25 protein-coding genes and 1 tRNA gene are annotated in these 19,451 nt (G+C 35.9%); 17 read left to right on the top strand and 9 right to left on the bottom strand.

Going from position 1 to position 19,451, the window contains the following annotated elements; genetic code table 11:
* Window positions 1-13: 13 nt before the first annotated feature.
* From NPIRD3C_RS10200 to NPIRD3C_RS10190, 3 genes are all read left to right on the top strand, one after another.
* The gene (locus NPIRD3C_RS10200) at window positions 14-490 is read left to right on the top strand and encodes a phosphopantetheine adenylyltransferase (RefSeq protein ID WP_148704034.1); all 477 of its coding nucleotides are present in this window, start codon (window positions 14-16) and stop codon (window positions 488-490) included.
* 52 nt (window positions 491-542) lie between these two features.
* Window positions 543-872: a hypothetical protein gene (locus NPIRD3C_RS10195; RefSeq protein WP_148704033.1), complete on the top strand. Its 330-nt coding sequence runs from the start codon at window positions 543-545 to the stop codon at window positions 870-872.
* Window positions 873-941: 69 nt separating this feature from the next.
* Window positions 942-1,898, top strand: a complete 957-nt coding sequence (locus NPIRD3C_RS10190) for a CxxC-x17-CxxC domain-containing protein (RefSeq protein WP_148704032.1) — start codon at window positions 942-944, stop codon at window positions 1,896-1,898.
* Window positions 1,899-2,044: 146 nt separating this feature from the next.
* Here the strand turns inward: NPIRD3C_RS10190 and NPIRD3C_RS10185 are convergent, their stop codons facing one another.
* Both NPIRD3C_RS10185 and NPIRD3C_RS10180 read right to left on the bottom strand, forming a co-directional pair.
* Window positions 2,045-2,326: a hypothetical protein gene (locus NPIRD3C_RS10185; RefSeq protein ID WP_148704031.1), complete on the bottom strand. Its 282-nt coding sequence runs from the start codon at window positions 2,324-2,326 to the stop codon at window positions 2,045-2,047.
* On the bottom strand, window positions 2,323-3,435 hold the full coding sequence (locus NPIRD3C_RS10180) for a tryptophan--tRNA ligase (RefSeq protein ID WP_148704030.1): 1,113 nt from the start codon (window positions 3,433-3,435) through the stop codon (window positions 2,323-2,325). Before NPIRD3C_RS10180 ends, NPIRD3C_RS10185 begins: the two co-directional genes overlap by 4 nt.
* 50 nt (window positions 3,436-3,485) lie before the next feature.
* Here NPIRD3C_RS10180 and pheS point away from each other — a divergent pair, with 50 nt between their 5' ends.
* Together pheS and pheT are read left to right on the top strand one after the other, a co-directional pair.
* Window positions 3,486-4,871, top strand: coding sequence for a phenylalanine--tRNA ligase subunit alpha (pheS, locus tag NPIRD3C_RS10175; RefSeq protein ID WP_148704029.1), 1,386 nt, complete (start codon window positions 3,486-3,488; stop codon window positions 4,869-4,871).
* On the top strand, window positions 4,862-6,505 hold the full coding sequence (gene pheT / locus NPIRD3C_RS10170; RefSeq protein ID WP_148704028.1) for a phenylalanine--tRNA ligase subunit beta: 1,644 nt from the start codon (window positions 4,862-4,864) through the stop codon (window positions 6,503-6,505). Before pheS ends, pheT begins: the two co-directional genes overlap by 10 nt.
* Here pheT and NPIRD3C_RS10165 read toward each other — a convergent pair.
* Window positions 6,476-6,736, bottom strand: a complete 261-nt coding sequence (locus NPIRD3C_RS10165; RefSeq protein WP_148704027.1) for a hypothetical protein — start codon at window positions 6,734-6,736, stop codon at window positions 6,476-6,478. The two genes, pheT and NPIRD3C_RS10165, sit on opposite strands and share 30 nt — an antisense overlap.
* A gap of 254 nt (window positions 6,737-6,990) precedes the next feature.
* Between NPIRD3C_RS10165 and NPIRD3C_RS10155 the strand changes: the two genes are divergently transcribed.
* Genes NPIRD3C_RS10155 through NPIRD3C_RS10145 form a run of 3 tightly spaced genes read left to right on the top strand, consistent with a single transcriptional unit; the run spans window position 6,991 to window position 8,279 of the window.
* Window positions 6,991-7,410 (top strand): EVE domain-containing protein, encoded by a 420-nt coding sequence (locus tag NPIRD3C_RS10155; protein ID WP_148704026.1) that lies wholly within the window; start codon window positions 6,991-6,993, stop codon window positions 7,408-7,410.
* A 43-nt stretch (window positions 7,411-7,453) separates the two neighbouring features.
* The gene (locus NPIRD3C_RS10150) at window positions 7,454-7,693 is read left to right on the top strand and encodes an Lrp/AsnC ligand binding domain-containing protein (RefSeq protein WP_014963852.1); all 240 of its coding nucleotides are present in this window, start codon (window positions 7,454-7,456) and stop codon (window positions 7,691-7,693) included.
* A gap of 19 nt (window positions 7,694-7,712) precedes the next feature.
* On the top strand, window positions 7,713-8,279 hold the full coding sequence (locus NPIRD3C_RS10145; protein ID WP_148704025.1) for a hypothetical protein: 567 nt from the start codon (window positions 7,713-7,715) through the stop codon (window positions 8,277-8,279).
* Between the two features lie 2 nt (window positions 8,280-8,281).
* Here NPIRD3C_RS10145 and NPIRD3C_RS10140 read toward each other — a convergent pair whose 3' ends face one another.
* Window positions 8,282-8,914: a hypothetical protein gene (locus NPIRD3C_RS10140; RefSeq protein WP_148704024.1), complete on the bottom strand. Its 633-nt coding sequence runs from the start codon at window positions 8,912-8,914 to the stop codon at window positions 8,282-8,284.
* A gap of 137 nt (window positions 8,915-9,051) precedes the next feature.
* Here NPIRD3C_RS10140 and NPIRD3C_RS10135 point away from each other — a divergent pair, with 137 nt between their 5' ends.
* Entirely contained in the window at window positions 9,052-11,334 is a 2,283-nt protein-coding gene (locus NPIRD3C_RS10135) for an aconitate hydratase (protein ID WP_148704023.1), read from the top strand.
* Here NPIRD3C_RS10135 and NPIRD3C_RS10130 read toward each other — a convergent pair.
* Window positions 11,335-11,411: transfer RNA gene (locus NPIRD3C_RS10130), tRNA-Trp, on the bottom strand.
* 90 nt (window positions 11,412-11,501) lie between these two features.
* Here NPIRD3C_RS10130 and NPIRD3C_RS10125 point away from each other — a divergent pair.
* The 3 genes from NPIRD3C_RS10125 to pdxT are packed head-to-tail and all read left to right on the top strand — an operon-like array spanning window position 11,502 to window position 13,645.
* Complete coding sequence (locus NPIRD3C_RS10125; RefSeq protein WP_148704022.1) at window positions 11,502-12,035, top strand: hypothetical protein; 534 nt, start codon at window positions 11,502-11,504, stop codon at window positions 12,033-12,035.
* Between the two features lie 30 nt (window positions 12,036-12,065).
* Window positions 12,066-13,034, top strand: coding sequence for a pyridoxal 5'-phosphate synthase lyase subunit PdxS (pdxS, locus tag NPIRD3C_RS10120; protein ID WP_148704021.1), 969 nt, complete (start codon window positions 12,066-12,068; stop codon window positions 13,032-13,034).
* Window positions 13,031-13,645: a pyridoxal 5'-phosphate synthase glutaminase subunit PdxT gene (gene pdxT / locus NPIRD3C_RS10115; protein WP_148704020.1), complete on the top strand. Its 615-nt coding sequence runs from the start codon at window positions 13,031-13,033 to the stop codon at window positions 13,643-13,645. Before pdxS ends, pdxT begins: the two co-directional genes overlap by 4 nt.
* Window positions 13,646-13,821: 176 nt before the next feature.
* Here pdxT and NPIRD3C_RS10110 read toward each other — a convergent pair whose 3' ends face one another.
* Window positions 13,822-14,025, bottom strand: a complete 204-nt coding sequence (locus tag NPIRD3C_RS10110; RefSeq protein ID WP_148704019.1) for a hypothetical protein — start codon at window positions 14,023-14,025, stop codon at window positions 13,822-13,824.
* A gap of 123 nt (window positions 14,026-14,148) precedes the next feature.
* On the opposite strand from NPIRD3C_RS10110, the gene hsp20 reads away from it, so the two are divergent.
* The 5 genes from hsp20 to NPIRD3C_RS10090 all read left to right on the top strand — a co-directional run bounded on the left by hsp20 (window position 14,149) and on the right by NPIRD3C_RS10090 (window position 15,902).
* Entirely contained in the window at window positions 14,149-14,643 is a 495-nt protein-coding gene (hsp20, locus tag NPIRD3C_RS10105) for an archaeal heat shock protein Hsp20 (RefSeq protein ID WP_148704018.1), read from the top strand.
* Between the two features lie 19 nt (window positions 14,644-14,662).
* A complete protein-coding gene (locus tag NPIRD3C_RS11045; protein WP_255464608.1) occupies window positions 14,663-14,785 on the top strand; it encodes a hypothetical protein in 123 nt (40 codons plus the stop codon).
* A gap of 12 nt (window positions 14,786-14,797) precedes the next feature.
* Window positions 14,798-14,980, top strand: coding sequence for a hypothetical protein (locus NPIRD3C_RS10100; RefSeq protein WP_148704017.1), 183 nt, complete (start codon window positions 14,798-14,800; stop codon window positions 14,978-14,980).
* Entirely contained in the window at window positions 14,961-15,143 is a 183-nt protein-coding gene (locus NPIRD3C_RS10095) for a hypothetical protein (RefSeq protein ID WP_148704016.1), read from the top strand. The genes NPIRD3C_RS10100 and NPIRD3C_RS10095 overlap by 20 nt, the downstream gene beginning before the upstream one ends.
* A gap of 285 nt (window positions 15,144-15,428) precedes the next feature.
* Entirely contained in the window at window positions 15,429-15,902 is a 474-nt protein-coding gene (locus NPIRD3C_RS10090) for a hypothetical protein (protein WP_237087669.1), read from the top strand.
* Between the two features lie 3 nt (window positions 15,903-15,905).
* On the opposite strand, the gene NPIRD3C_RS10085 is transcribed toward NPIRD3C_RS10090, so the two are convergent.
* The 3 genes from NPIRD3C_RS10085 to NPIRD3C_RS10075 form a co-directional block, all read right to left on the bottom strand.
* Window positions 15,906-18,221, bottom strand: coding sequence for a valine--tRNA ligase (locus NPIRD3C_RS10085; protein ID WP_148704014.1), 2,316 nt, complete (start codon window positions 18,219-18,221; stop codon window positions 15,906-15,908).
* Window positions 18,222-18,227: 6 nt separating this feature from the next.
* Entirely contained in the window at window positions 18,228-19,043 is an 816-nt protein-coding gene (locus NPIRD3C_RS10080; RefSeq protein ID WP_148704013.1) for a 6-pyruvoyl trahydropterin synthase family protein, read from the bottom strand.
* Window positions 19,044-19,105: 62 nt separating this feature from the next.
* The gene (locus tag NPIRD3C_RS10075; protein WP_148704012.1) at window positions 19,106-19,384 is read right to left on the bottom strand and encodes a 4a-hydroxytetrahydrobiopterin dehydratase; all 279 of its coding nucleotides are present in this window, start codon (window positions 19,382-19,384) and stop codon (window positions 19,106-19,108) included.
* Window positions 19,385-19,451: the final 67 nt, after the last annotated feature.

Here is a 19,451-nt window from a genome sequence, read left to right as displayed (position 1 = left end):
CCCATAGATTGGCATGTCTGAATTCTCTCTAGTTGCAATGGGAGGCACATTTGATATAATTCATAGGGGACATATCATACTACTTTCAAGTGCTTTTGAAATTTCAGATAAAGTAATCATTGGACTGACTAGTGATGAGTTTGCAAAAAGAAAGGGAAAGACTGTTTCAAACAAATATGAAAAACGTCTAGCAAATCTAACTGAAATTATTTTTAAAGAATTTCCAAACTCTTCTTTTCAAATTAGTAAACTAGAAAATGATTTTGGACCTGCAGTTTTAGAACCCAAAGTTGAGGCACTTGTAGTAAGTGATGAAACAAGTAATCAGGGAGATGCACTAAACAAGTTAAGGGCTCAAAAGAGTCTGCCTCCAGTCAAAATCATTACTGTGCCCATGTTTTTGGCAAAAGACGGCTCTAGAATCTCTACAACTAGAATCAAGAATTCTGAAATTGATCCAGAAGGAAACTTGTTATCAATTGACAAGTAGCTTGCAGAACTTTGAGTAATTGCAATAAAACAAAATTCTAGGATTCAGTCTCATGGCAATCATTAACCATATGATGAAAAAAATAGATACGGATGTATCTAATCTTAAACAGGGATTACATCCTCAGAATCTGTCATTTTGGTATGATAAAATTATCAAAGAAACAATAGAGATGGCGCCCCCCTGGCTTCAAGACAAAATCAAGGTTCATCAAGATCCAATACTTTTGATGAAATTTAATTTAGATATCTCAAAACGTGCTGTTAGATATTTTATGATTGCAGTTGACAATAACTTAGATGATATGCCTTATTCAACAAAATTATATTTTCTTAAAGTACAAGAAATTCTTGCAACTGAAATGGACAAATCACTAGTTTGAATATTTTTTTCTAGGCACAAATACAACCTCTAAGTATCTATAACCAATAAAATCAACATAATCAGAATCATGGAACTTTACAAATCAAAGTATTCTAATAAGAAAAAATCTAGAAGAAGAGATGATACTACTCGCTCTTTTAGAAATTCTAGAGATGATGGATACTCTAGAGATAGAAAAAGAGAGTCTGCAACTGTAACGTGTGCTGATTGTGGAGATGAATGTGAAGTCCCATTTGTTCCAAGAACTGATAGGCCTGTATATTGCAGTGATTGTTTTAGACAAAATAAACCACAAGATTCAGGACGTGATAATTATTCAAGAGATGATAGAGGTTCAAGATACTCCAGAGATGACAGAAGAGAATCTCGCAGAGATGACAGTGGCTCAAGATATTCCAGAGACGAATCTACAACTGTAACATGTGCTGATTGTGGAGATGAATGTGAAGTCCCATTTGTTCCAAGAACCAACAAACCTGTTTACTGCAGTGATTGTTTTAGACAAAATAAACCACAAGATTCAGGACGTGATAATTATTCAAGAGATGATAGAGGTTCAAGATACTCCAGAGATGACAGAAGAGAATCTCGCAGAGATGACAGTGGCTCAAGATATTCCAGAGATGACAGAAGAGAATCAAGTAGAGATAGACCTAGAAAACTAAAAAATGATAAATTTTCAAAAAAACGCGAGAGCTTTTTCAGTAATGGATCAGATAAATTCTATGCAACAATCAAAGAAAAATTATTTGAAATCTTGGGAGGCAAAGTTTGCTCTAGTTGTGGATTTAAAGATGAACGGGCTCTAGGGTTTAGTCCTGTTTCTGATGATTCTTCTTTTGATGAAATTGGACGTAGCGGTTCTGCCTCATCTTGGGGAAAATATATCTCAGAGCCTGATCTTGCAAGAGAGGAACTAAAGGTGCTGTGCTTGAATTGTAATGAAATTCGACAGCCTGTTGCAAAACCTAAAGAACAAAAATCCCGACCTAAACAGAAAAAAAGTAAATTTTTCCCACGATGATCTAAAATCATCTTTGAGAATTTATTAACACTTTAATTATAATAATTCTAAAATTAAACTATGAATAGTGATTTGAAGGCAATTGGAATTTCTTTAATTGCAATGGTTGGTGCAGTGGCACTCTGGACCATGTTTGGTTCCTAGGTTCAACCCTTAACAATCTCTACTTGATTTTCAAGAATTTTAGTTGATACTATTTTGTGCTCTTTGTCAATAACTGACTGGGTAAAATCTGCAAATCTTTCTACATTTGCTTCATTCTCAAGTAAAATACTGTGAGCCGATTTATCCTTTAATGATATTACCAATTCGTTTTTTACAACATTTAGAATTCCTGTGATAAATGTCTCTTTTCCATCTTTGATGAAAATAAGACTGGCTAGTTTTTGAGCCTCATATTTGTCTTCACACGTAATTGTTATTTTCATTTATTCTCAAAAAGAAATTCATCAATCTGGTCTTTTGCCTTTTCGCGTTTATCTTGGTGCACTGCTAGAAATTCATTAATTTTTTCAATTAAAATTGCTTTTAGTTCTCCAGAAAGTAATTTTCCAGACTTGTAATCATCATAAATTGATTTTAACTTGTTATCATCTGGTTCAAAAAATATTCTTAGATATTGATATGACACATCAATGTCTGGATTTCCTCCAAGCTTTCTGTGTTCTTCAACACTTGTTTGGCCACCTGAAAATGCGTGTTTGTTGATTTTCTTTTTTACTACATTTGGTTCATCTGTTGTGTAAACAGTACCGTTTTCATTAGAAGCTGACATTTTTCCTCCAGGCCCTTCTAGTCCTGGAATCATTATGTTGTGAATTAATGCTGGTTTTGGTTTTCCAATTTTAGGTGCAATGTCTCTTGTTAGTCTAAAGTGGGGATCTTGGTCAACTCCTAGAGGAATCAAGACTGGCTTGTCTTCAATAAAGCATGGGGCAGACTGTAGTGATGTGTAAAATATCATACCAATATTAGTGTCATTTGTAAAACCAAAAGTGGCTTTAGTGTTTGAAAAATTAATTTTCTTTGCAACTTGAGCTGCAATTGGATAAAGCGTTTGAATATTTCTTGTGTTGATAATGATTTTTGTTTTTTCTGGCTTGAAACCTAGTGCAATAAAGTCAAGTGCATTTTCATATGCAAATTTTTTTGTTTCATCCAAAGTTAGATTTTGTTTTGAATAAAATTTCTCATCATCTGTAAGCTGAAAATACATGTTAACATCAAATTTCTCTTGTAGCCATTTTGCAAAAACCCATGGAACCAAGTGGCCAATATGGGTGTGTCCTGATGGCCCTCGTCCAGTGTATAAGAAGAATTTGTTACCTTTTTCATAATCATTGAGAATTCTGTTCATCTCTCTGTGTGAAAAGAAGATACCTCGTCTGAGCATGAAATGATCTTCGCCAGTAATTTTTGTGATTCTTTGCAGTAATTCTGGAGAAATCTTCTGAGTGCCAAATTGCTTGATTAATTTATCATAGTCTATATCTCCCTCGACATGCCAAGGAGTCACAACGAAATCGTCAGCTGACATTCAAATTGACTTAGGTTAAGGTTTAAAAAGTCTTTTTCGAAGTTTTGGTGTTGTCACAGGTTTTTCATGATATTGAAAAAAAAATAATCATATCTCTAAAAGACAACCCTAAACAAACTCCTGAAAATCTTGAAAAATCTACAGGACTTTCATCAGATCAAATCCGACGTGGAATTGAATGGCTAAAACTAAAAGAACTGGCAAATGTTGATGAATCAAAATCAAGTATCATTAGATTGGGAAAAAACGGAAAGGAATCTCTTCAAAAGGGACTACCTGAAAGAAGATTGTTAGATCTTTTAAAAACAAAATCTAAACTATCTGATTTACAAAAAGAACTGGGTCCAGTGTTTGGACCTGCAATGGGACTAGCAAGAAAAAACAATTGGGTAGAGACAACATCAGATAATGTTTCTCTTAAGAGTCCGCCATCTGTTTTACCTGGAGAAAAAACTCTCAAACAAATCGGCGAGCAGAAATTAGATGTTAATCAACTAGACTCTGATGATTTATCAGGACTCTTGAGACGTCCTGACTTTGTTGTAGAAGAAATTCTAAAGACCAAGCAAATCTCTCTTACCGATTCTGCAAAATCACTTAATCTTGATAATTCTTCAGGCGGAATTGATGTTGAAGCTACAGTACCTGCTACTAATGTTGCCAGAACTCATCCTCTAAAAAACACTATTGATGAAATTCGTGAAATTTTTGTCACTTTGGGTTTTTCAGAAATTTATGGAAACATGACACAGTCAAGCTTTTGGAACTTTGATGCGCTATTTACCCCTCAAGACCATCCTGCAAGAGAACTGCAAGACACTTTCTATCTTGATGGGGTTTCTGCAAAAAAGATTGCAACACCTGAGCAAATCAAAAAGGTTTCTGAATCTCACAAGAAAAATTGGCGATACCAGTGGGATATCAACGAAGCGCGAAAGATGGTTTTACGCACCCACACCACTTGTGTTACAATAAAACATCTTGCAGAAACAAAACCTGATGAGGCCCGAGTATTTTCATTGGGACGTGTCTTTAGAAATGAAAAAGTCAGCTACAAACATCTTGTAGAATTTAATCAAATTGAAGGAGTAGTTGTTGGCAAAGATGCCAACTTGAGAAATCTAATGGGAATTCAGCGAGAGTTTTACAAACGAATTGGAATTACAAAAATAAAGTTCTGGCCAACCTTCTTCCCATATACAGAGCCATCACTTCAAACTATGGTATACAATGAAAGATTGGGAAAATGGGTTGAGTTATTTGGAATGGGAATATTCCGACCTGAAGTTACAAAACCTCTTGGCATAACAAAACCTGTCTTGGCATGGGGCGGTGGCATTGAAAGAATTGCAATGCTAAAGTATGGTCTTGATGATGTAAGAGAATTTTACAATAACAATTTGAATTGGTTGAGGAGTGCAACAAAATGCCAGTAGTAGAATTATCTTATTCTAGTCTTCAAAAACTAATTGGCAAGGCATCAAAAAAACAGATTGCAGATTCATTGCCATTTTTAGGACTTGATATAGAGTCTGAAGACAAGGATCTAGTCCGAATTGAATACAGTCCAAACAGACCTGATTATTCCACTGACTTTGGAATTGCATTGGGAATGCAAGGACTGCTAGGAATCAAAACAGGTGCAATCAAACTCAAAATCAAAAAATCAAAACAATATGCCATTTCTGTAAAATCTGATGTTACCAAAGTAAGGCCATTTGTAACTGGAATCGTTGCAAAAAATGGAAAAATTGATGATAAAACCATCAAGCAACTCATGGTAATGCAAGAAGACCTGCATTTTGGAATTGGACGAAAAAGAAAAAAATCCTCAATTGGTATTCATGATTTAGATAAAATTCAGTTTCCTCTAGTCTATGCCACATCTGATAGAAAATACAAGTTTACTCCGCTAAACTCTACCAAAGAACTCTCCATTGATGAGATTCTCAAAACAACTGAGGTTGGAAAGGACTATGGAGATTTGCTTGCAAATTCTTCTAAGATGCCTTTGATACTTGATGCAAACAAGAAGACAATTTCTTTTCCTCCCATAATTAATGCTGCAGTAACTACTGTAACTACAAAAACCAAAAATCTGTTTGTTGAGGTTACCGGAATAAACAAAGCTGATGCAGAAGACATGTTATCTGTGGTTGCAACAATTTTGCAAAGCGCTGGATTCTCTTTGGAGTCAGTTCAAATCTCTGGTGCAAAAAACTCTTCTCCAAAACTTGCTGAACGAAAGATGATAGTTGATCCATTATTAATTAATCAAACACTTGGACTGAATCTAAATAATTCAAAGATTGTATCGTCTCTAAAAAAATCAAGACTTGATGCCACGCTCAAAGGCAAAAATATTGTTTGCGTCATCCCTGCATATCGTTTTGATATTTTTGGCCCAATGGATTTAGTTGAAGAAGTTGCTTTAGGCTATGGAATACAGAATCTTGAGCCTACAATGTCTCCTTCTCAAACACTTGGACAAACAAATCCAATCTCACTGCAACTAAAATCTCTTAGTCAAACTATGATTGGACTAGGATATCTTGAGGCACTGAACTCTAGTTTGACTAGCAAAAGAGTTCTTTATGAAATGGCAAACCGTGAACCACAAACCATCATCTCTGTTCGTGACTCTAAAAGCCAAGAGCATACAATATTGCGTGATTCAATTTTGCCTGGATTATTAGAGAATCTATCAAAGAACATTCACGAGTCATATCCTCAGAAACTATTTGAAACTGGAACAGTATTTTCTTCAGGCAATCCTGTCTCTGAAGAAAGGTGTTTCTCTGGAATTAGTGCACATCAGGATGCAAACTTTACTGAAATCAAGTCTGTTTTACAATCAGCATTAAAGACAGGATTTGATATAGAAATTAAAACCAAAACTACAGAACATCCTTCATTTGAAAAAGGTCATTGTGCCGATGTGGTAATTAACAATAAAACAATTGGTGTTATCGGTGAGATAAACTCCAAAATTATTGAAAATTACAAAATCCGCGTACCTGTAGTTGGTTTTGAGATATCATTATCTGAGTCTATTCTCAAATATCTTTAGAAAAGACACTGCTAGTAATCCAATTCCTGTGACAAATAATCCAATTCCAATGCTAATTTCAATTTTCATTCTTTGATGAATGTCCTTTTTTTGTTGATCAAGCATATAGTATGATTCTGAATCCATACTCTCTAAGAGCTGAAGTTGTGGATAATCAAAAATTATGATCAACATCCCCAAAATCAAAACTATGATTCCTACAAAAAACAGTGTTTGATTTTTGATCTCCATCAATGGTTTTTAGTAGGATATGCTCTATAATTAATCGCCCAAGAGCAGGCACGCAGACGGATTAGGATGATGTCGATCGTAATGATACCAATGATTTCTAATTCACCCAGGCGTGCTACATTATGGGCAACCCCGGTTTCAGAACCCAAGGAGGTTTTGGCTAAAATACCAATGATCTTGTGCGAGTCAGAACCGGGGAACATTTTGTCTTTTCATAAACCATAAAGTATCCCTTGATGATACAAAATTTGAAAATGGTAAATTACTGGTTGGCAAAACAAGAACCAAGCGGACCTCGCGGTTATAATTTTGAGCAACTAAAAAAAGACAAGACAACTGTTTGGGATGGTGTCCATAACAACTTGGCATTAAAGCACATGAGGGAAATGAAATCCGGTGATCTTGTTTTGTTTTATCACACCGGTGATGAAAGACAAGCAGTTGGAATTATGCAAGTTACATCAAAACCATATTCGAATCCCAAAGAAGACGTTGAACGTTTTATTGTAGTTGATGTAAAATACAAAAAAGCACTAAAGCGTCCCGTTACACTTGATGAGATGAAGAAAAATAAAAAATTTAAAGACTGGGAACTGATTCGAATTTCTAGATTATCTGTCATGCCTGTTCCAAAGCCAATTTGGGATGAAATTTTAAAGATTTCTCAAAACTAAACGTAATCGGTTTATTGATATAGTCGAATTTTGTAATTATTTTATGGCAACAGCTTATGTGTTAATCAACTGTGAACTAGGTTCTGAAGAAGCAATTATTCAACAACTAAAGGGCTTAGAAGGTGTTAAGGAAGTTCACGGAACTTTTGGTGCATATGATATTTTGGCCAAGATCGAGTCTGATACTGTTGAAAAACTTAGAGAAACAATTACTTGGAAGATCAGAAAAATTGAAAAGATTCGCTCAACACTAACCCTAATGGGTATTGAAGGCCAAACATAAACACCCCTTTTTTCTTATTATGATTTTACATTTTATTTTTGTCGTAAAAGAAGAAGAGCTCAAAGAGAGACAATTTGAGTATGAATATGTCAAGAAAATGGCTCAATTCTTCAAAGTTTGGATTAAAGAAAAGTTTGGCAAAGACTATGAAATCAAATGTGATCAAATGATCACAAAGCCAACTAGCATTTTACAAAAACTAGACACACATACTCTATTGCGTGATCATGACCAAAGAGGCAAAGACATCTATCATTTCTATCTGACTCATTTCAGACCAATGTGGACTGATTGTACTTGTGAAGGATATCATGCAGAAAACTTTGGAATGGTATTTTGGGTAAAACCAAAAGAGCCAAACAATGAACTATACCTTGCAGAAAAAAACTGTACAACTGTATCTCATGAAATACTTCATGAGCAGCTGCGACAGATGGGTAGAAAAAAACATGCAAGAGAAGTACATGATATTTGGACAAAACATCTCTTTGAGCAATTAGAGTTTGAACAATATGATGAAAATTTTAAAAGAACAGATGGAAAGCCAATGTTTCTTACAATGGATACTAGAGAACTAAATTTGTAAAATTAACACTTTGTTACAGAGTAAATATTATTTTCAAAGTTTGCTGTTTTAAAATCTAATTTGTTTTCAGGATCATCATCTCTTGATTTGCTCAAGTTTTCTAATTCAACTAGTGCATCTCCTTTGAATCCTACTGAGGAGCCAAAAATTGCATCAGTTAGCATAGTTCCGTGGTCCCCACTCTTAATGTCATCTACTATATCGTAGAACTTTACTGCATCTTTTTTATTAACTGGATGTCCGGTTGCCTTGTTTTGTGCAACTGCAATGTACATTCCGTTGTTTTTTACTGCTACGGGAATTTTGTGATTCTTGCCAGTTTTACCAGGAATTGTTTCATTGACTAGAACTTCGCATTTGTGGTACATACTTGAGACATATGCATAGAATCTGTACTGTGCATATTTTCCTGCCTTGTCTTCTTCGCATCCTACAAAGACTTTGTGCAATAACTCTAATGCTTCATCATTCATGCTTTGTAGTCTGTCATCGATTCTTCCTCTTTCTAGCAAGTCTGACTTGCATTCTTTTGCAACAAGAACTAAAATGAAATCAGGTAAATTGTAATTTTTTAGAGCTGCAACAAATGCACCTGCTTGAGACATTCCAAATTTTGGAAAACCCTTATTGACCATTTTTACACCTCATCTTCAAAAACATGTGACTCCCCAACAATGAATTAAAAAGCTGCTTTTAGCTTATAATTGTTAAGAATTTACATGCCTGTGGCTTTGATTTTTGAATTTTTTTAATTGTAAATATTAAATTCGGGATGAATTCTCCGCATAATGTGAATATTGATTCTACTCCGGAACTTGTTTCAGGTGTTTATACAAAACTAAAAGAAAACATCGCAAAATTCCGAAACGTTACAGGACGACCACTAACACTTACTGAAAAAATCCTTTCTGGACATTTTAACCAAATTGATGATACAAATTTTACTGGTGGAAAAGATTACGTTTTTCTCAAACCCGACAGAGTTGCATTACAAGACGTAACAGGACAAATGGTAATGCTTCAATTTATGCAAGCAGAACTAAAACAAACAGCATTGCCAACTACTGTACACTGTGATCATCTGATTCGAGCTGAAGTTCAAGGCGATGTTGACATGAAAGTTTCACTTGATGAGAACAGCGAAGTCTTCAAATTTTTGCAATCAGCTTCTGCAAAATATGGATGTGGATTTTGGAAACCAGGTGCAGGTATCATTCATCAGGTAGTACTTGAGAATTATGCATTTCCTGGTGGATTAATGATTGGAACTGACTCTCATACTCCAAATGCTGGTGGTCTAGGAATGATTGCAATTGGTGTTGGTGGATTAGATGCAGCAGAAACAATGGCTGGGCTGCCTTGGGAATTACTATACCCAAAAAGAATTGGCGTTAAACTAACTGGTAAGCTAACCGGATGGACTGCTCCCAAAGATATCATTCTAAAGGTTGCAGAAGAGTTGACAGTATCTGGTGGAACCAATGCTATTGTTGAATACTTTGGTCCTGGAACAAAATCAATTAGCTGTACTGGCAAGGCCACAATCACTAACATGGGAGCAGAAATTGGTGCAACATGTTCAGTCTTCCCATACGATGAGAGAATGGAGACTTATCTAAAATATACAAACAGAAGTGGCATTGCAGAACTTGCAAATCAAAACAAGGAATCCTTAATAGCTGATCCTGAAGTAGAATCTGATCCTGAAAAATTCTTTGATAGAGTAATTGAGATTAATCTTTCAACACTAGAACCACACATTGTAGGACCCCACACTCCTGATTTAGCACGCTCCATCTCTGAGTTAGCCGATGATGTAAAATCAAATGATTATGTTGATCCAATTTCTGTTGCATTAATTGGTAGTTGTACAAATTCATCTTATGAAGACATGTCACGTGCTGCTAGTTTAGCAGAGCAAGCAAAACAAAAAGGAATCAAAGCAAAAATTCCGTTACTAGTTACTCCTGGTTCTGAACAAATCCGAGGAACAATAGAACGTGATGGACAGATGGATTCACTCAAAGACATTGGTGCAACAGTTTTGGCAAATGCATGTGGTCCTTGTATTGGTCAATGGAACAGACCTGAACTAGACAAAGATGAGCAAAACACTATCGTTACAACATTTAACAGAAATTTCCCTGGACGAAATGACGGACACCGCAGTACATTGAATTTCATTGGCAGTCCTGAAATGATTATTGCACTTTCTTTGGGCGGAAAACTCTCCTTTAATCCTCTTGTTGATGAACTAACTGCAGCTGATGGAACAAAGTTCAAGCTAGAGCCTCCAAAGCCTGCCCCTGAAGTTCCAGAAGAGGGATTCGTGAGACCTGAAGGAATCTTTGTTGCACCTCCAGAAAACACTGATGATGTTGAGGTAATCATTGATCCTAACAGCAAGAGACTGCAAAGACTAGAACCATTCTCACAATGGGATGGAAAAGACTTTGAAGAACTTCCAATCATGGTAAAGGCCAAAGGAAAATGTACAACTGATCATATCTCTCCTGCAGGTGCATGGCTATCCCTTCGAGGCCATTTGGATAATCTTAGTGATAATATGTTGCTTGGTGCAGTCAATGCATTTAATGACGAAGTAGGAAAAGGCAAGAATGTTTTGAATAATCAACTAGAATCATTTTCTCAAATCGCAAGACAATACAAAGAAAAACAGATGCGATGGGTAATCATTGGCGATAACAACTACGGTGAGGGAAGCAGCAGAGAACATGCAGCAATGACTCCACGTTATTTGGGATGCGCTGCAGTAATTACAAAAAGTCTTGCAAGAATTCATGAGACCAACTTGAAAAAGCAGGGATTGCTAGCATTGACATTTGATAACCCTGATGATTATGAAAAAATTCTAGAAGATGATAAAATCAGTCTAGTTGATTTGAATGGTTTGCAACCTGGCAAACAAGTCAAGTGTATCATTACACATAATGATGGTAACAAAGAAGAGATTATGCTGAATCACTCTTACAATCAAGCTCAGATTGAATGGTTCAAAGCTGGTTCTGCTCTTAATGTTTTGAGAAATAGATAGTGGTGGGCCCAGACGGATTTGAACCGACGACCGATGGTTTTGGAGACCATCGTCCTACCAGGCTAGACTACAGACCCACAAGAATCGACATATTCATCTTGAATTTTAACTTATTTTTAATCAAGATTTATTTGAGAATGATGAGAAACTGTATTTGTTCATAAATTATGGTGAAAAAATTTTACTTGGTATTGGGAGCAATTCCTGTCATTGTTGCATTACTAATTTCTGTTCCATTATTAACAAAAAATGAAATTCCAATTTCTGCTGCAAACTCTTTTGATAAGATTGACATTGAATACACAAAACATCAACTAAAGAAGATCAATTATGGAGTAACAGAACGTGTTGGTGCACAAAAGACCGAAATCCTAACAATCAAAAATGACGGGGAGATGAAGTATTCTGTAACTGAGCAAGGATATCTTCAGCCAGACATTCGCTCTACACTAGATGAAAAAAAATTAAACAAGATAAAGGCACTAATCAAAGAGACTGGGTTTATGCAAATCCCGTCTGAGTCTTTTCCAATTTTAGAGAATGCAACTGAATTTCAAAAGTCTAATGTAAAAATAACTTTGAATGGCAGGGCACAAGAAATCCATTGGCCAGAACAAAGTGCAACTGATGGTTTTATTCCTCCAATAATTACCATGGTTGAATCTGAACTTGACCGGATTATTAATGACATAAGTGAATAGGTACAAATACCGTCTAGGAAAAATTAGAGTATGCTTCCATTATCTGGAGAACGTAAAGATGCAAAGGGAATAATTTCTGAAAAATCAGAATCATCTGATGTTATCCGTGGCTCTTCTACTCTAAAGCGTGGCTTTGCACATATGCTAAAAAACGGAGTTGTAATGGATGTCACAACTGTGGAGCAAGCACAGATAGCCGAAGAGGCAGGCGCAGTCTCTGTAATGGTATTAGACAAACTTCCATCTGATGTTAGAAAAGCAGGTGGTGTTGCAAGAACTGCAAGTATTAGAATTATTGAAGATATTATGGATTCAGTTACAATTCCTGTTATGGCAAAATGTAGAATTGGTCATGTCAATGAAGCACTTGTCTTGCAAGAGACTGATGTTGATATGATTGATGAATCAGAAGTATTAACTCCAGCTGATGAGCTTCGTCACATTTGGAAATGGGATTTGACAACACCAGTTGTAAATGGTGCACGATCACTTGCAGAAGCTTTGAGAAGAGTCGAAGAAGGAGCTGCAATGATTAGAACTAAAGGAGAACCAGGGACTGGTAATGTTGCAGAAGCTATCACTCACATTAAAAAAGTAAATGATGAACTACGAGCAATAAAATCAATTTATGATTCAGGTGACAATCAAGATTTAGTCCGAATGTCAAGAGAGTTCAAAGTATCTTATGATATTGTAGAGCAGACTGCAAAACTTGGTAGATTACCTGTTGTGAATTTTGCAGCAGGTGGAATTGCAACACCAGCTGATGCAGCATATTTGATGTCACTTGGTTGTGATGGAATCTTTGTTGGTTCTGGAATTTTTAATGCAAATGATGCACCAGAACGTGCAAGAGCAATAGTTTTGGCTACAACTTTCTGGGATGAGACTGACAAGGTCAAAGAAGCACAAAAGATGATTGATGAGCGACAATCAATGTTAGGATTAGATGTTAAGACCCTAGAATTACGTATGCAAGACAGAGGCGGTTCAGCATGAGTGCCAAAATCGGAATTTTATCTGTCCAAGGTGATGTTGCTGAAAATGCATCTTCTTTGATAGCTTCTATTGCTGACCTCAATGAAGATGCAACTGTTCATGTTGTAAAAACCCCTGAGGAGATATCTCAAATGGATGGACTAGTCATTCCTGGTGGTGAAAGTACCACAATTGGACAAATGTCTCTAGTAAATGGTTCTCAAAAAATAATCAAACAAAAGGTAGAATCAGGAATGCCAGTTTTAGGAATTTGTGCTGGAATGATACTATTATCTAACAATGCAAGTGACAAGGTTGTAGGAAAGACTGAGCAACCGCTATTTGATTTTCTAGACATTGAGCTTGAAAGAAATTCTTTTGGAAGACAGCGAGAATCATTTGAAGCTAACATCTCAATGGACTCTATTGGAATTTCAAACTTTAATGGTGTCTTTATTCGAGCACCTGCAATTTCTTCAGCTGGTGATGTTGAGGTACTTGCAAAGTTTAATGAGAAAATTGTTGCAATCAAAAAAGGAAATATCATTGGAACTTCTTTTCATCCAGAACTGACTGAGGATTTGGCAGTTCACAAGTATTTTGTAAATCTAGTTAAAGACTCTAAAAACTAATTCTTAATTCAAATCAACATTTTATCCTACAATCTCTCTTGCAATTCTTGCATGACAACTACATTTACAAAATCTGTAAAAATCACCATCATGCTCTGAATCACACATATTGCAACCATTACCTGTAGCCATTTTTTTTCAGTACTCCATTTGAGATATTTTTATTTTTTGAAGATCTATCTTGATTCTATAAAGATAACATCCACCAAATCTCCATTGCTTCTTTTAGTTACAGTATCTCTGCTTGCATTGTGAAAGTTTTGCAGATGTGCTTTTCTTGTCTTAATTCCATACTCTCTGCATAATCTACAAAAATAGGTAACTTGTCTTTGGGATTTTGGTCTTGCATGATCTTCAAATTCTAAGATTGCAGTTTGCATGGAATCCCTCCATAATTATTCTATTTTAATATTGTCATAAATATGACAATATGTTATTTATGGATAATTTATGCAAAATCTTTATATTTTGTAACCTCTATTACATACACCGGTGATTAAAAGATGTTTGATGACCAATTCGAAAGAGCATTTCGAAGATTGTCTAGTCCTTTTTTTGCCATGGATGACGTCTTCGAATATACAAAACCAACCAATATCCAGACAGCTGGACCATACTACTATGGTTATGTAAAGACCATAGGAGAAGATGGAGTTCCTCATGTCACTGAGTGGGGAAATGCCAAACCAACTAGTACTCTTGCTGATTCCAAAGTAAGAGATCCATACGTTGATGTCTCAGTCAATGACAAAGAACGTACTTTGAAACTGGTATCAGAGATGCCCGGAATTGAAAAGTCTGATATCAAGTTGAATGTATCAGGAAAGTATGTTATGCTTTCAGCTGAGCATGGCGACAGAAAGTACGAAAAGAAAATACCTCTACCATCAAAAGTAGACGAAAACTCTGCAAAAGCCAAGTACACAAATGGGGTTTTAGAACTAACTCTATCCCTAGCAAAAGAGCAACCCCAAGGAAAGCTTATTGCAGTGGAGTAAATTGCGGAGGAGAAAAAAGATGAAAGTAAATTCGTCAATAGAGCAAATCAAAGGATTTGTCAAAACTTCGATGGAAAAAGTTTCCTCAGAATCTGAGGAGATTCTTTCCAAATGGAAGTTTGGCAGGAGAAACTTTCCTTGAGGTGAAACCAAAATGCAAAAGATGAGTACATGGAATAAGATGGTACATGCGCCATTCAAAAAAGTAGTTGCATTTGATCTTGCCTGCATGGCAATGGGTGTTCCCATTGGTGCAGGAATTGCAACTGCATTTCTGACTGGTGACATTTACAAAATAGCACATTGGGTGATCCAACATGCCGGACACATTATGTAGACAGTGTGGTGGAGAACTAGAGATGCATCTGCAATGTGAACATTGCAGACAAGCATTACAACTAGTTTGCACTAATTGCGCCCAACCAACTGAAGTCAGATTCCATAGTCAATGCATGTACGGTGAGGAGGTATTATGTCACACAGTCGCAGCTCTTGCATAAATCAAAGGACAAGCGATTCATCTATGTGGGGAGCCCCTTCCTCCCCACATATTACAACTTTTGTAGGCTTGTGTCACAAATGCTGGTCAAGCAACGTCCGAGTTGCCCTTACTGACTCCTGTGAGATATTGTGCAACAAGTGTTTTGGAGGAAACTCGAGATGTTAGAACAGGCCTCCAAAACAGGCATTGACTGCAAACATTCTATTTTATTGAAAAACCATCAATCTGCAAAATATTGCTGCATGAAGTGTAGCATTGAATTTTCTGCAAAGGAGAAAAAAAATTGATCATACAAATTCCGAAAATCATCTATGGGCTTCCAATTGTTATTGGTATTGCAGTATTGATTACGTTTGTTTTGGATAGTTCAGATTTTACATCAAATCCTGTAAATTCTATGAGTCATTTTGATGATTCTGAAAATGATAACTTGTATTCTAATAATCTGTACTCAGGTCCATTTGCCATTTTAGATGGAACTTATGGTGTTGATGATACTGTATTTCTAATTGGAGATCAAATCCCATTAGATTCCAAAGGAAAAATAGATTTTATTCGTCCTGATGGAAAAATACATCACACATTACAATATGATGGATCAAAAGATGCTGTTAATCACTACTTTACCCCTGTATCTTCTAGTGATTTAGAAGAATGTTCTGATTGTGAGTTTTTTGGTACTTGGAAAATATCTTTTAGAAGTGAACAAGGAATGACTTATCTTCCAATCACTTTTCAAGTAAATGATATAGACTAAAATCTATTCTAAATTATGCATTGACTGCAAATCTTTCTGAAATTCTGCCAAGCCCTCAGGAACTTCAACTGCAATAGAGTCCTTTAATGACAATTCCTTTGACTTTTTCTCATTCCAAACTTTGGAATTGAACTGGACTACTTCTTCTGTGATTTTAGAGTAATCTTCTACATCTTCTGCTTCTACTTGTCTTTCTGTATGGATACTATTCTCAGAGTATAATGTCTGCCAGAGATACTCTGTGATAAATGGTGTAATTGGTGCTAGTAGTTTTAGAATTGTAGAGAGTGTTTTGTGTAGGGTGTAAATGGCAGCATCTCTTTCTTCTTCTGAGAATCCTTCTCCGTAGGCTCGTTTTTTGACCATTTCAATATAGTGAGCTGCAAAAAGATTCCAAGTAAATTCCCTAATTGCAATTGCTGGAACAAAAAAGTTGTACTCATCATATCCTTTCTTGCAATCTTTAACTAAATTATTTAGTTCAGATAAAATCCATTTATCTACTGTAGTCGGCTTGCCTTCTTTGACTATAGGAAAGCTAGACAAGAATCTTGAGACATTCCATAGCTTGCTTAAGAATTTCTTTGTTGACTCTATCTTTTGTTCATTGCATCTAAAGTCATATCCGTGATTAGTCTCACTTGCACTCCAAAATCGGAATGTGTCAGCTCCAAACTTTTCAATTACTGGAAGTGGATCAATTGCGTTTCCTTTACTTTTACTCATCTTCGTTCCTTTCTCATCTAGACCATAACCCATAATCCAAGCTTCAATCCATGGTTTCTTACCCGTTAACATATCACATCGCAATAGTGTATAGTATAGCCATGTCCTTACGATATCTTTTGCTTGAGGTCTAATTGATGTTGGATAAACTTTGGCAAAAAATTCTTTGTCTTTGTGATATTTTGATACAAACAATGGCGACACACTAGAGTCCATCCATGTATCAAATGTTCTATCCTCGCCAGTAAATTCAGCAGCTCCACACTTACTGCATTTGTCTATTGGACACTTTTCTTTCCATGGTTGATAATATTTTCCTGGTTCAGGAACATGTGGTTCAGAACAACTAGAACAATACCAGATAGGAATCTCTGTTCCATAGTATCTTCTTCGAGATATTGGCCAGTCAATGGATATGGAATCAAGCCAATTCATCAAAATTTGTTTGTGCATAGAGGGGTAAAACGTGATTTCTGAGCCTAATTTTCGCATTTTCTCAATGGAGTCTTTTTGTTTGAGATAGTACTCCTCCATTGGAATAATCTCAATTGGAATCTTGCTTCTTTCTGAAATTGGTGTTCTGTGAGAAATCTCCTCAATCTTTTCTACAAAACCATTTGATTCTAAATCCTCGATAATTTTTTCTCTTGCTTGTTTTGGTTTTAGTCCTGCATATTTTTCTGCAACTTCAGTCATTCTTCCATCAAGACCAATTGCAACAATCTCTTCTAGCTTCATCTCTCTGAATAGTGCAACGTCGTTTTGATCACCGTAACTACAAACCATTACAGCTCCTGAGCCAAAGTCTTGTTGTGCAGAGTGGTGAGTCTTGATTTCTACTTCTGCACCAGTAATTGGAACTATTACCTTACTTCCAACAAATGGAGTGTATCTTTTGTCTTCAGGATTTACTATAATGGTACGACATGCACAAAGCAGTTCAGGTCTTGTACTTGCAATGATTATTTCTTTGTCTGTATCTTTAATCTTGAATTTCATGTGGACTAGTTTTGTCTGCAAGTCTTGGTATGCAATTTCAGCATCTGCAATTGTAGTTCCTGAAACCCAATCGTAGTTGTTAGGTCTAGTAGCTAAAACAATTTTTCCTTCTTTCCATAGTGTGATAAATGTAGATTGTGTTAATGCCCGATACTCTTCTGAATCTGTTCTGTAATGGTTCTTCAAATCACCACTAAGACCAAGATTTGTCATGATTAACACCATCTCCTCTTCCAAGTCATCAAGTGCTTCTCTGCATAAATCCAAAAACTCTCCACGTTCTGTTTCTCTCATTCTGATGTTGTGCTTTTTTTCAGTGTAGAACTCTACAGGCAATCCGTTTCTGTCAATGCCAATTGGAAAGTAAACATTTTTTCCATTCATTCTTGCAGTTCTTGCAATCATGTCTATCTGGGAGTAGTGAGCAGCAGCTCCAATGTGCCAAGGCCTGCCTGATGGGTATGGTGGAGGCGTATCTATGGTGTAATTATCATCAGTTGGAGTGAATTTGTAAATGTCAGAGTCCTGCCATTTTTTTAAGACCTGTGCTTCTAACTCTGGATTCCATGCCTTTTCTGTAATTTTTGGGTCCATTTTGTATTATCTTGAGATATTTGAGATGATATGGGAGCCTTTGTTGTATCCCTCATAGATGTAAACACCGACTGCTTCAACATTTGCTGGCATCTTTGGTGCTAGTAATTTGATAAGTTCACTTGAAAGATTTTCTACTGTAGCTTCACCTTCTAAAAGATAGGTTGTATTTTTTGGAACTTGCAATTCAAACATTCCTTTAGGACCTTCAAATGATATGACATAGTGAGAGTCGTCTTCTGATTTTAGATATTTTCTGTTAATGAAGAATTTGTGATCAAATGCGGTTAAAACTTCTTTAACGATTCTTTTTGCAACACCAAAGTCTACAAGTAAATTGTCTTTCATCTGTCCAACTAGTTCAACCATTACAGATGATGTATGTCCATGTAGTATGGAGCATTTCTCAACTAGTGGCAAGATGTGTGCATAATCAAATGCAAATGATCCATCATCTAAAAAGATAGAACCTGTTTGTGGTGTTTTATCATAAAATACAATATCTTGTAATTCTTTTAACTGTGCAGCATATTTTCCATGTCCAATTGCCATGATTTTTTGGTCAGGAAAGTCTTCTTTGATCTGTTTGTATTTTGCAATGTCATCTTCATTGTCAATTACTTCTATGAGTCCCTTTGCAGTTTTAAAATCAATTGTAATTTCAGTTCCATTTTTCAATGTAACCTTGTGATTGTATTGGTATTCATCTTCCAAAAAGTCTAGCATCTGGGCTACCGTTAACTCTGTTCGAGTTTTCATGAGGTTTCCTTTCTTGTCGATATACCTAAAGTCAGAATCCAATATTGTGGGACTTGTTGCCATGTAAAGTCATCTGCACCAGAGTCATTATATAAATTCTGAAATATTTGTGCCTAGAATTCTCATCAAACCAGCGAATTTAGAATTCTGGCTAGATTGATATCATTTTTTGTGATGCCACCTGCATCATGAGTCATCAAATCGATTACGAGTCTGTTGTATACGTTAAACCACTCTGGATGATGATTCATTTTCTCAATCTCCATTGCTGCTCTGGTCATAAATCCAAATGCTTGATTGAAGCTCTTAAATTCAATTTCTCTATGTAGTTTTTCATTTATCATACTCCATCCTGGTAAATCTTTCAATTCTACTTCAATTTCTTCTTGTGATAGTCTCATCATTTACAGTATATTTTATCTAAATTAATAGTTAAAGAGTTTGATTCATTACCCTTTGTAGAATTATAGG

The sequence above is a fragment of the Nitrosopumilus piranensis genome, from assembly GCF_000875775.1.
Lineage (GTDB): Archaea > Thermoproteota > Nitrososphaeria > Nitrososphaerales > Nitrosopumilaceae > Nitrosopumilus > Nitrosopumilus piranensis.
The sequence above is the reverse complement of the archived record's forward strand: the minus strand, read 5'-3'. Positions and strand labels throughout refer to the sequence as shown.

What these genes read in the sequence shown, in the direction of transcription:
- NPIRD3C_RS10200 (WP_148704034.1), top strand. Translation starts at nt 14, where the DNA reads ATGTCTGAATTCTCTCTAGTTGCAATGGGAGGCACATTTGATATAATT.
- NPIRD3C_RS10195 (WP_148704033.1), top strand. Translation starts at nt 543, where the DNA reads ATGGCAATCATTAACCATATGATGAAAAAAATAGATACGGATGTATCT.
- NPIRD3C_RS10190 (WP_148704032.1), top strand. Translation starts at nt 942, where the DNA reads ATGGAACTTTACAAATCAAAGTATTCTAATAAGAAAAAATCTAGAAGA.
- NPIRD3C_RS10185 (WP_148704031.1), bottom strand. Translation starts at nt 2,326, where the DNA reads ATGAAAATAACAATTACGTGTGAAGACAAATATGAGGCTCAAAAACTA.
- NPIRD3C_RS10180 (WP_148704030.1), bottom strand. Translation starts at nt 3,435, where the DNA reads ATGTCAGCTGACGATTTCGTTGTGACTCCTTGGCATGTCGAGGGAGAT.
- pheT (WP_148704028.1), top strand. Translation starts at nt 4,862, where the DNA reads ATGCCAGTAGTAGAATTATCTTATTCTAGTCTTCAAAAACTAATTGGC.
- NPIRD3C_RS10165 (WP_148704027.1), bottom strand. Translation starts at nt 6,736, where the DNA reads ATGGAGATCAAAAATCAAACACTGTTTTTTGTAGGAATCATAGTTTTG.
- NPIRD3C_RS10155 (WP_148704026.1), top strand. Translation starts at nt 6,991, where the DNA reads ATGGTAAATTACTGGTTGGCAAAACAAGAACCAAGCGGACCTCGCGGT.
- NPIRD3C_RS10150 (WP_014963852.1), top strand. Translation starts at nt 7,454, where the DNA reads ATGGCAACAGCTTATGTGTTAATCAACTGTGAACTAGGTTCTGAAGAA.
- NPIRD3C_RS10145 (WP_148704025.1), top strand. Translation starts at nt 7,713, where the DNA reads ATGATTTTACATTTTATTTTTGTCGTAAAAGAAGAAGAGCTCAAAGAG.
- NPIRD3C_RS10140 (WP_148704024.1), bottom strand. Translation starts at nt 8,914, where the DNA reads ATGGTCAATAAGGGTTTTCCAAAATTTGGAATGTCTCAAGCAGGTGCA.
- NPIRD3C_RS10135 (WP_148704023.1), top strand. Translation starts at nt 9,052, where the DNA reads ATGAATTCTCCGCATAATGTGAATATTGATTCTACTCCGGAACTTGTT.
- NPIRD3C_RS10125 (WP_148704022.1), top strand. Translation starts at nt 11,502, where the DNA reads ATGGTGAAAAAATTTTACTTGGTATTGGGAGCAATTCCTGTCATTGTT.
- pdxS (WP_148704021.1), top strand. Translation starts at nt 12,066, where the DNA reads ATGCTTCCATTATCTGGAGAACGTAAAGATGCAAAGGGAATAATTTCT.
- pdxT (WP_148704020.1), top strand. Translation starts at nt 13,031, where the DNA reads ATGAGTGCCAAAATCGGAATTTTATCTGTCCAAGGTGATGTTGCTGAA.
- NPIRD3C_RS10110 (WP_148704019.1), bottom strand. Translation starts at nt 14,025, where the DNA reads ATGCAAACTGCAATCTTAGAATTTGAAGATCATGCAAGACCAAAATCC.
- hsp20 (WP_148704018.1), top strand. Translation starts at nt 14,149, where the DNA reads ATGTTTGATGACCAATTCGAAAGAGCATTTCGAAGATTGTCTAGTCCT.
- NPIRD3C_RS11045 (WP_255464608.1), top strand. Translation starts at nt 14,663, where the DNA reads ATGAAAGTAAATTCGTCAATAGAGCAAATCAAAGGATTTGTCAAAACT.
- NPIRD3C_RS10100 (WP_148704017.1), top strand. Translation starts at nt 14,798, where the DNA reads ATGCAAAAGATGAGTACATGGAATAAGATGGTACATGCGCCATTCAAA.
- NPIRD3C_RS10095 (WP_148704016.1), top strand. Translation starts at nt 14,961, where the DNA reads ATGCCGGACACATTATGTAGACAGTGTGGTGGAGAACTAGAGATGCAT.
- NPIRD3C_RS10085 (WP_148704014.1), bottom strand. Translation starts at nt 18,221, where the DNA reads ATGGACCCAAAAATTACAGAAAAGGCATGGAATCCAGAGTTAGAAGCA.
- NPIRD3C_RS10080 (WP_148704013.1), bottom strand. Translation starts at nt 19,043, where the DNA reads ATGGCAACAAGTCCCACAATATTGGATTCTGACTTTAGGTATATCGAC.
- NPIRD3C_RS10075 (WP_148704012.1), bottom strand. Translation starts at nt 19,384, where the DNA reads ATGATGAGACTATCACAAGAAGAAATTGAAGTAGAATTGAAAGATTTA.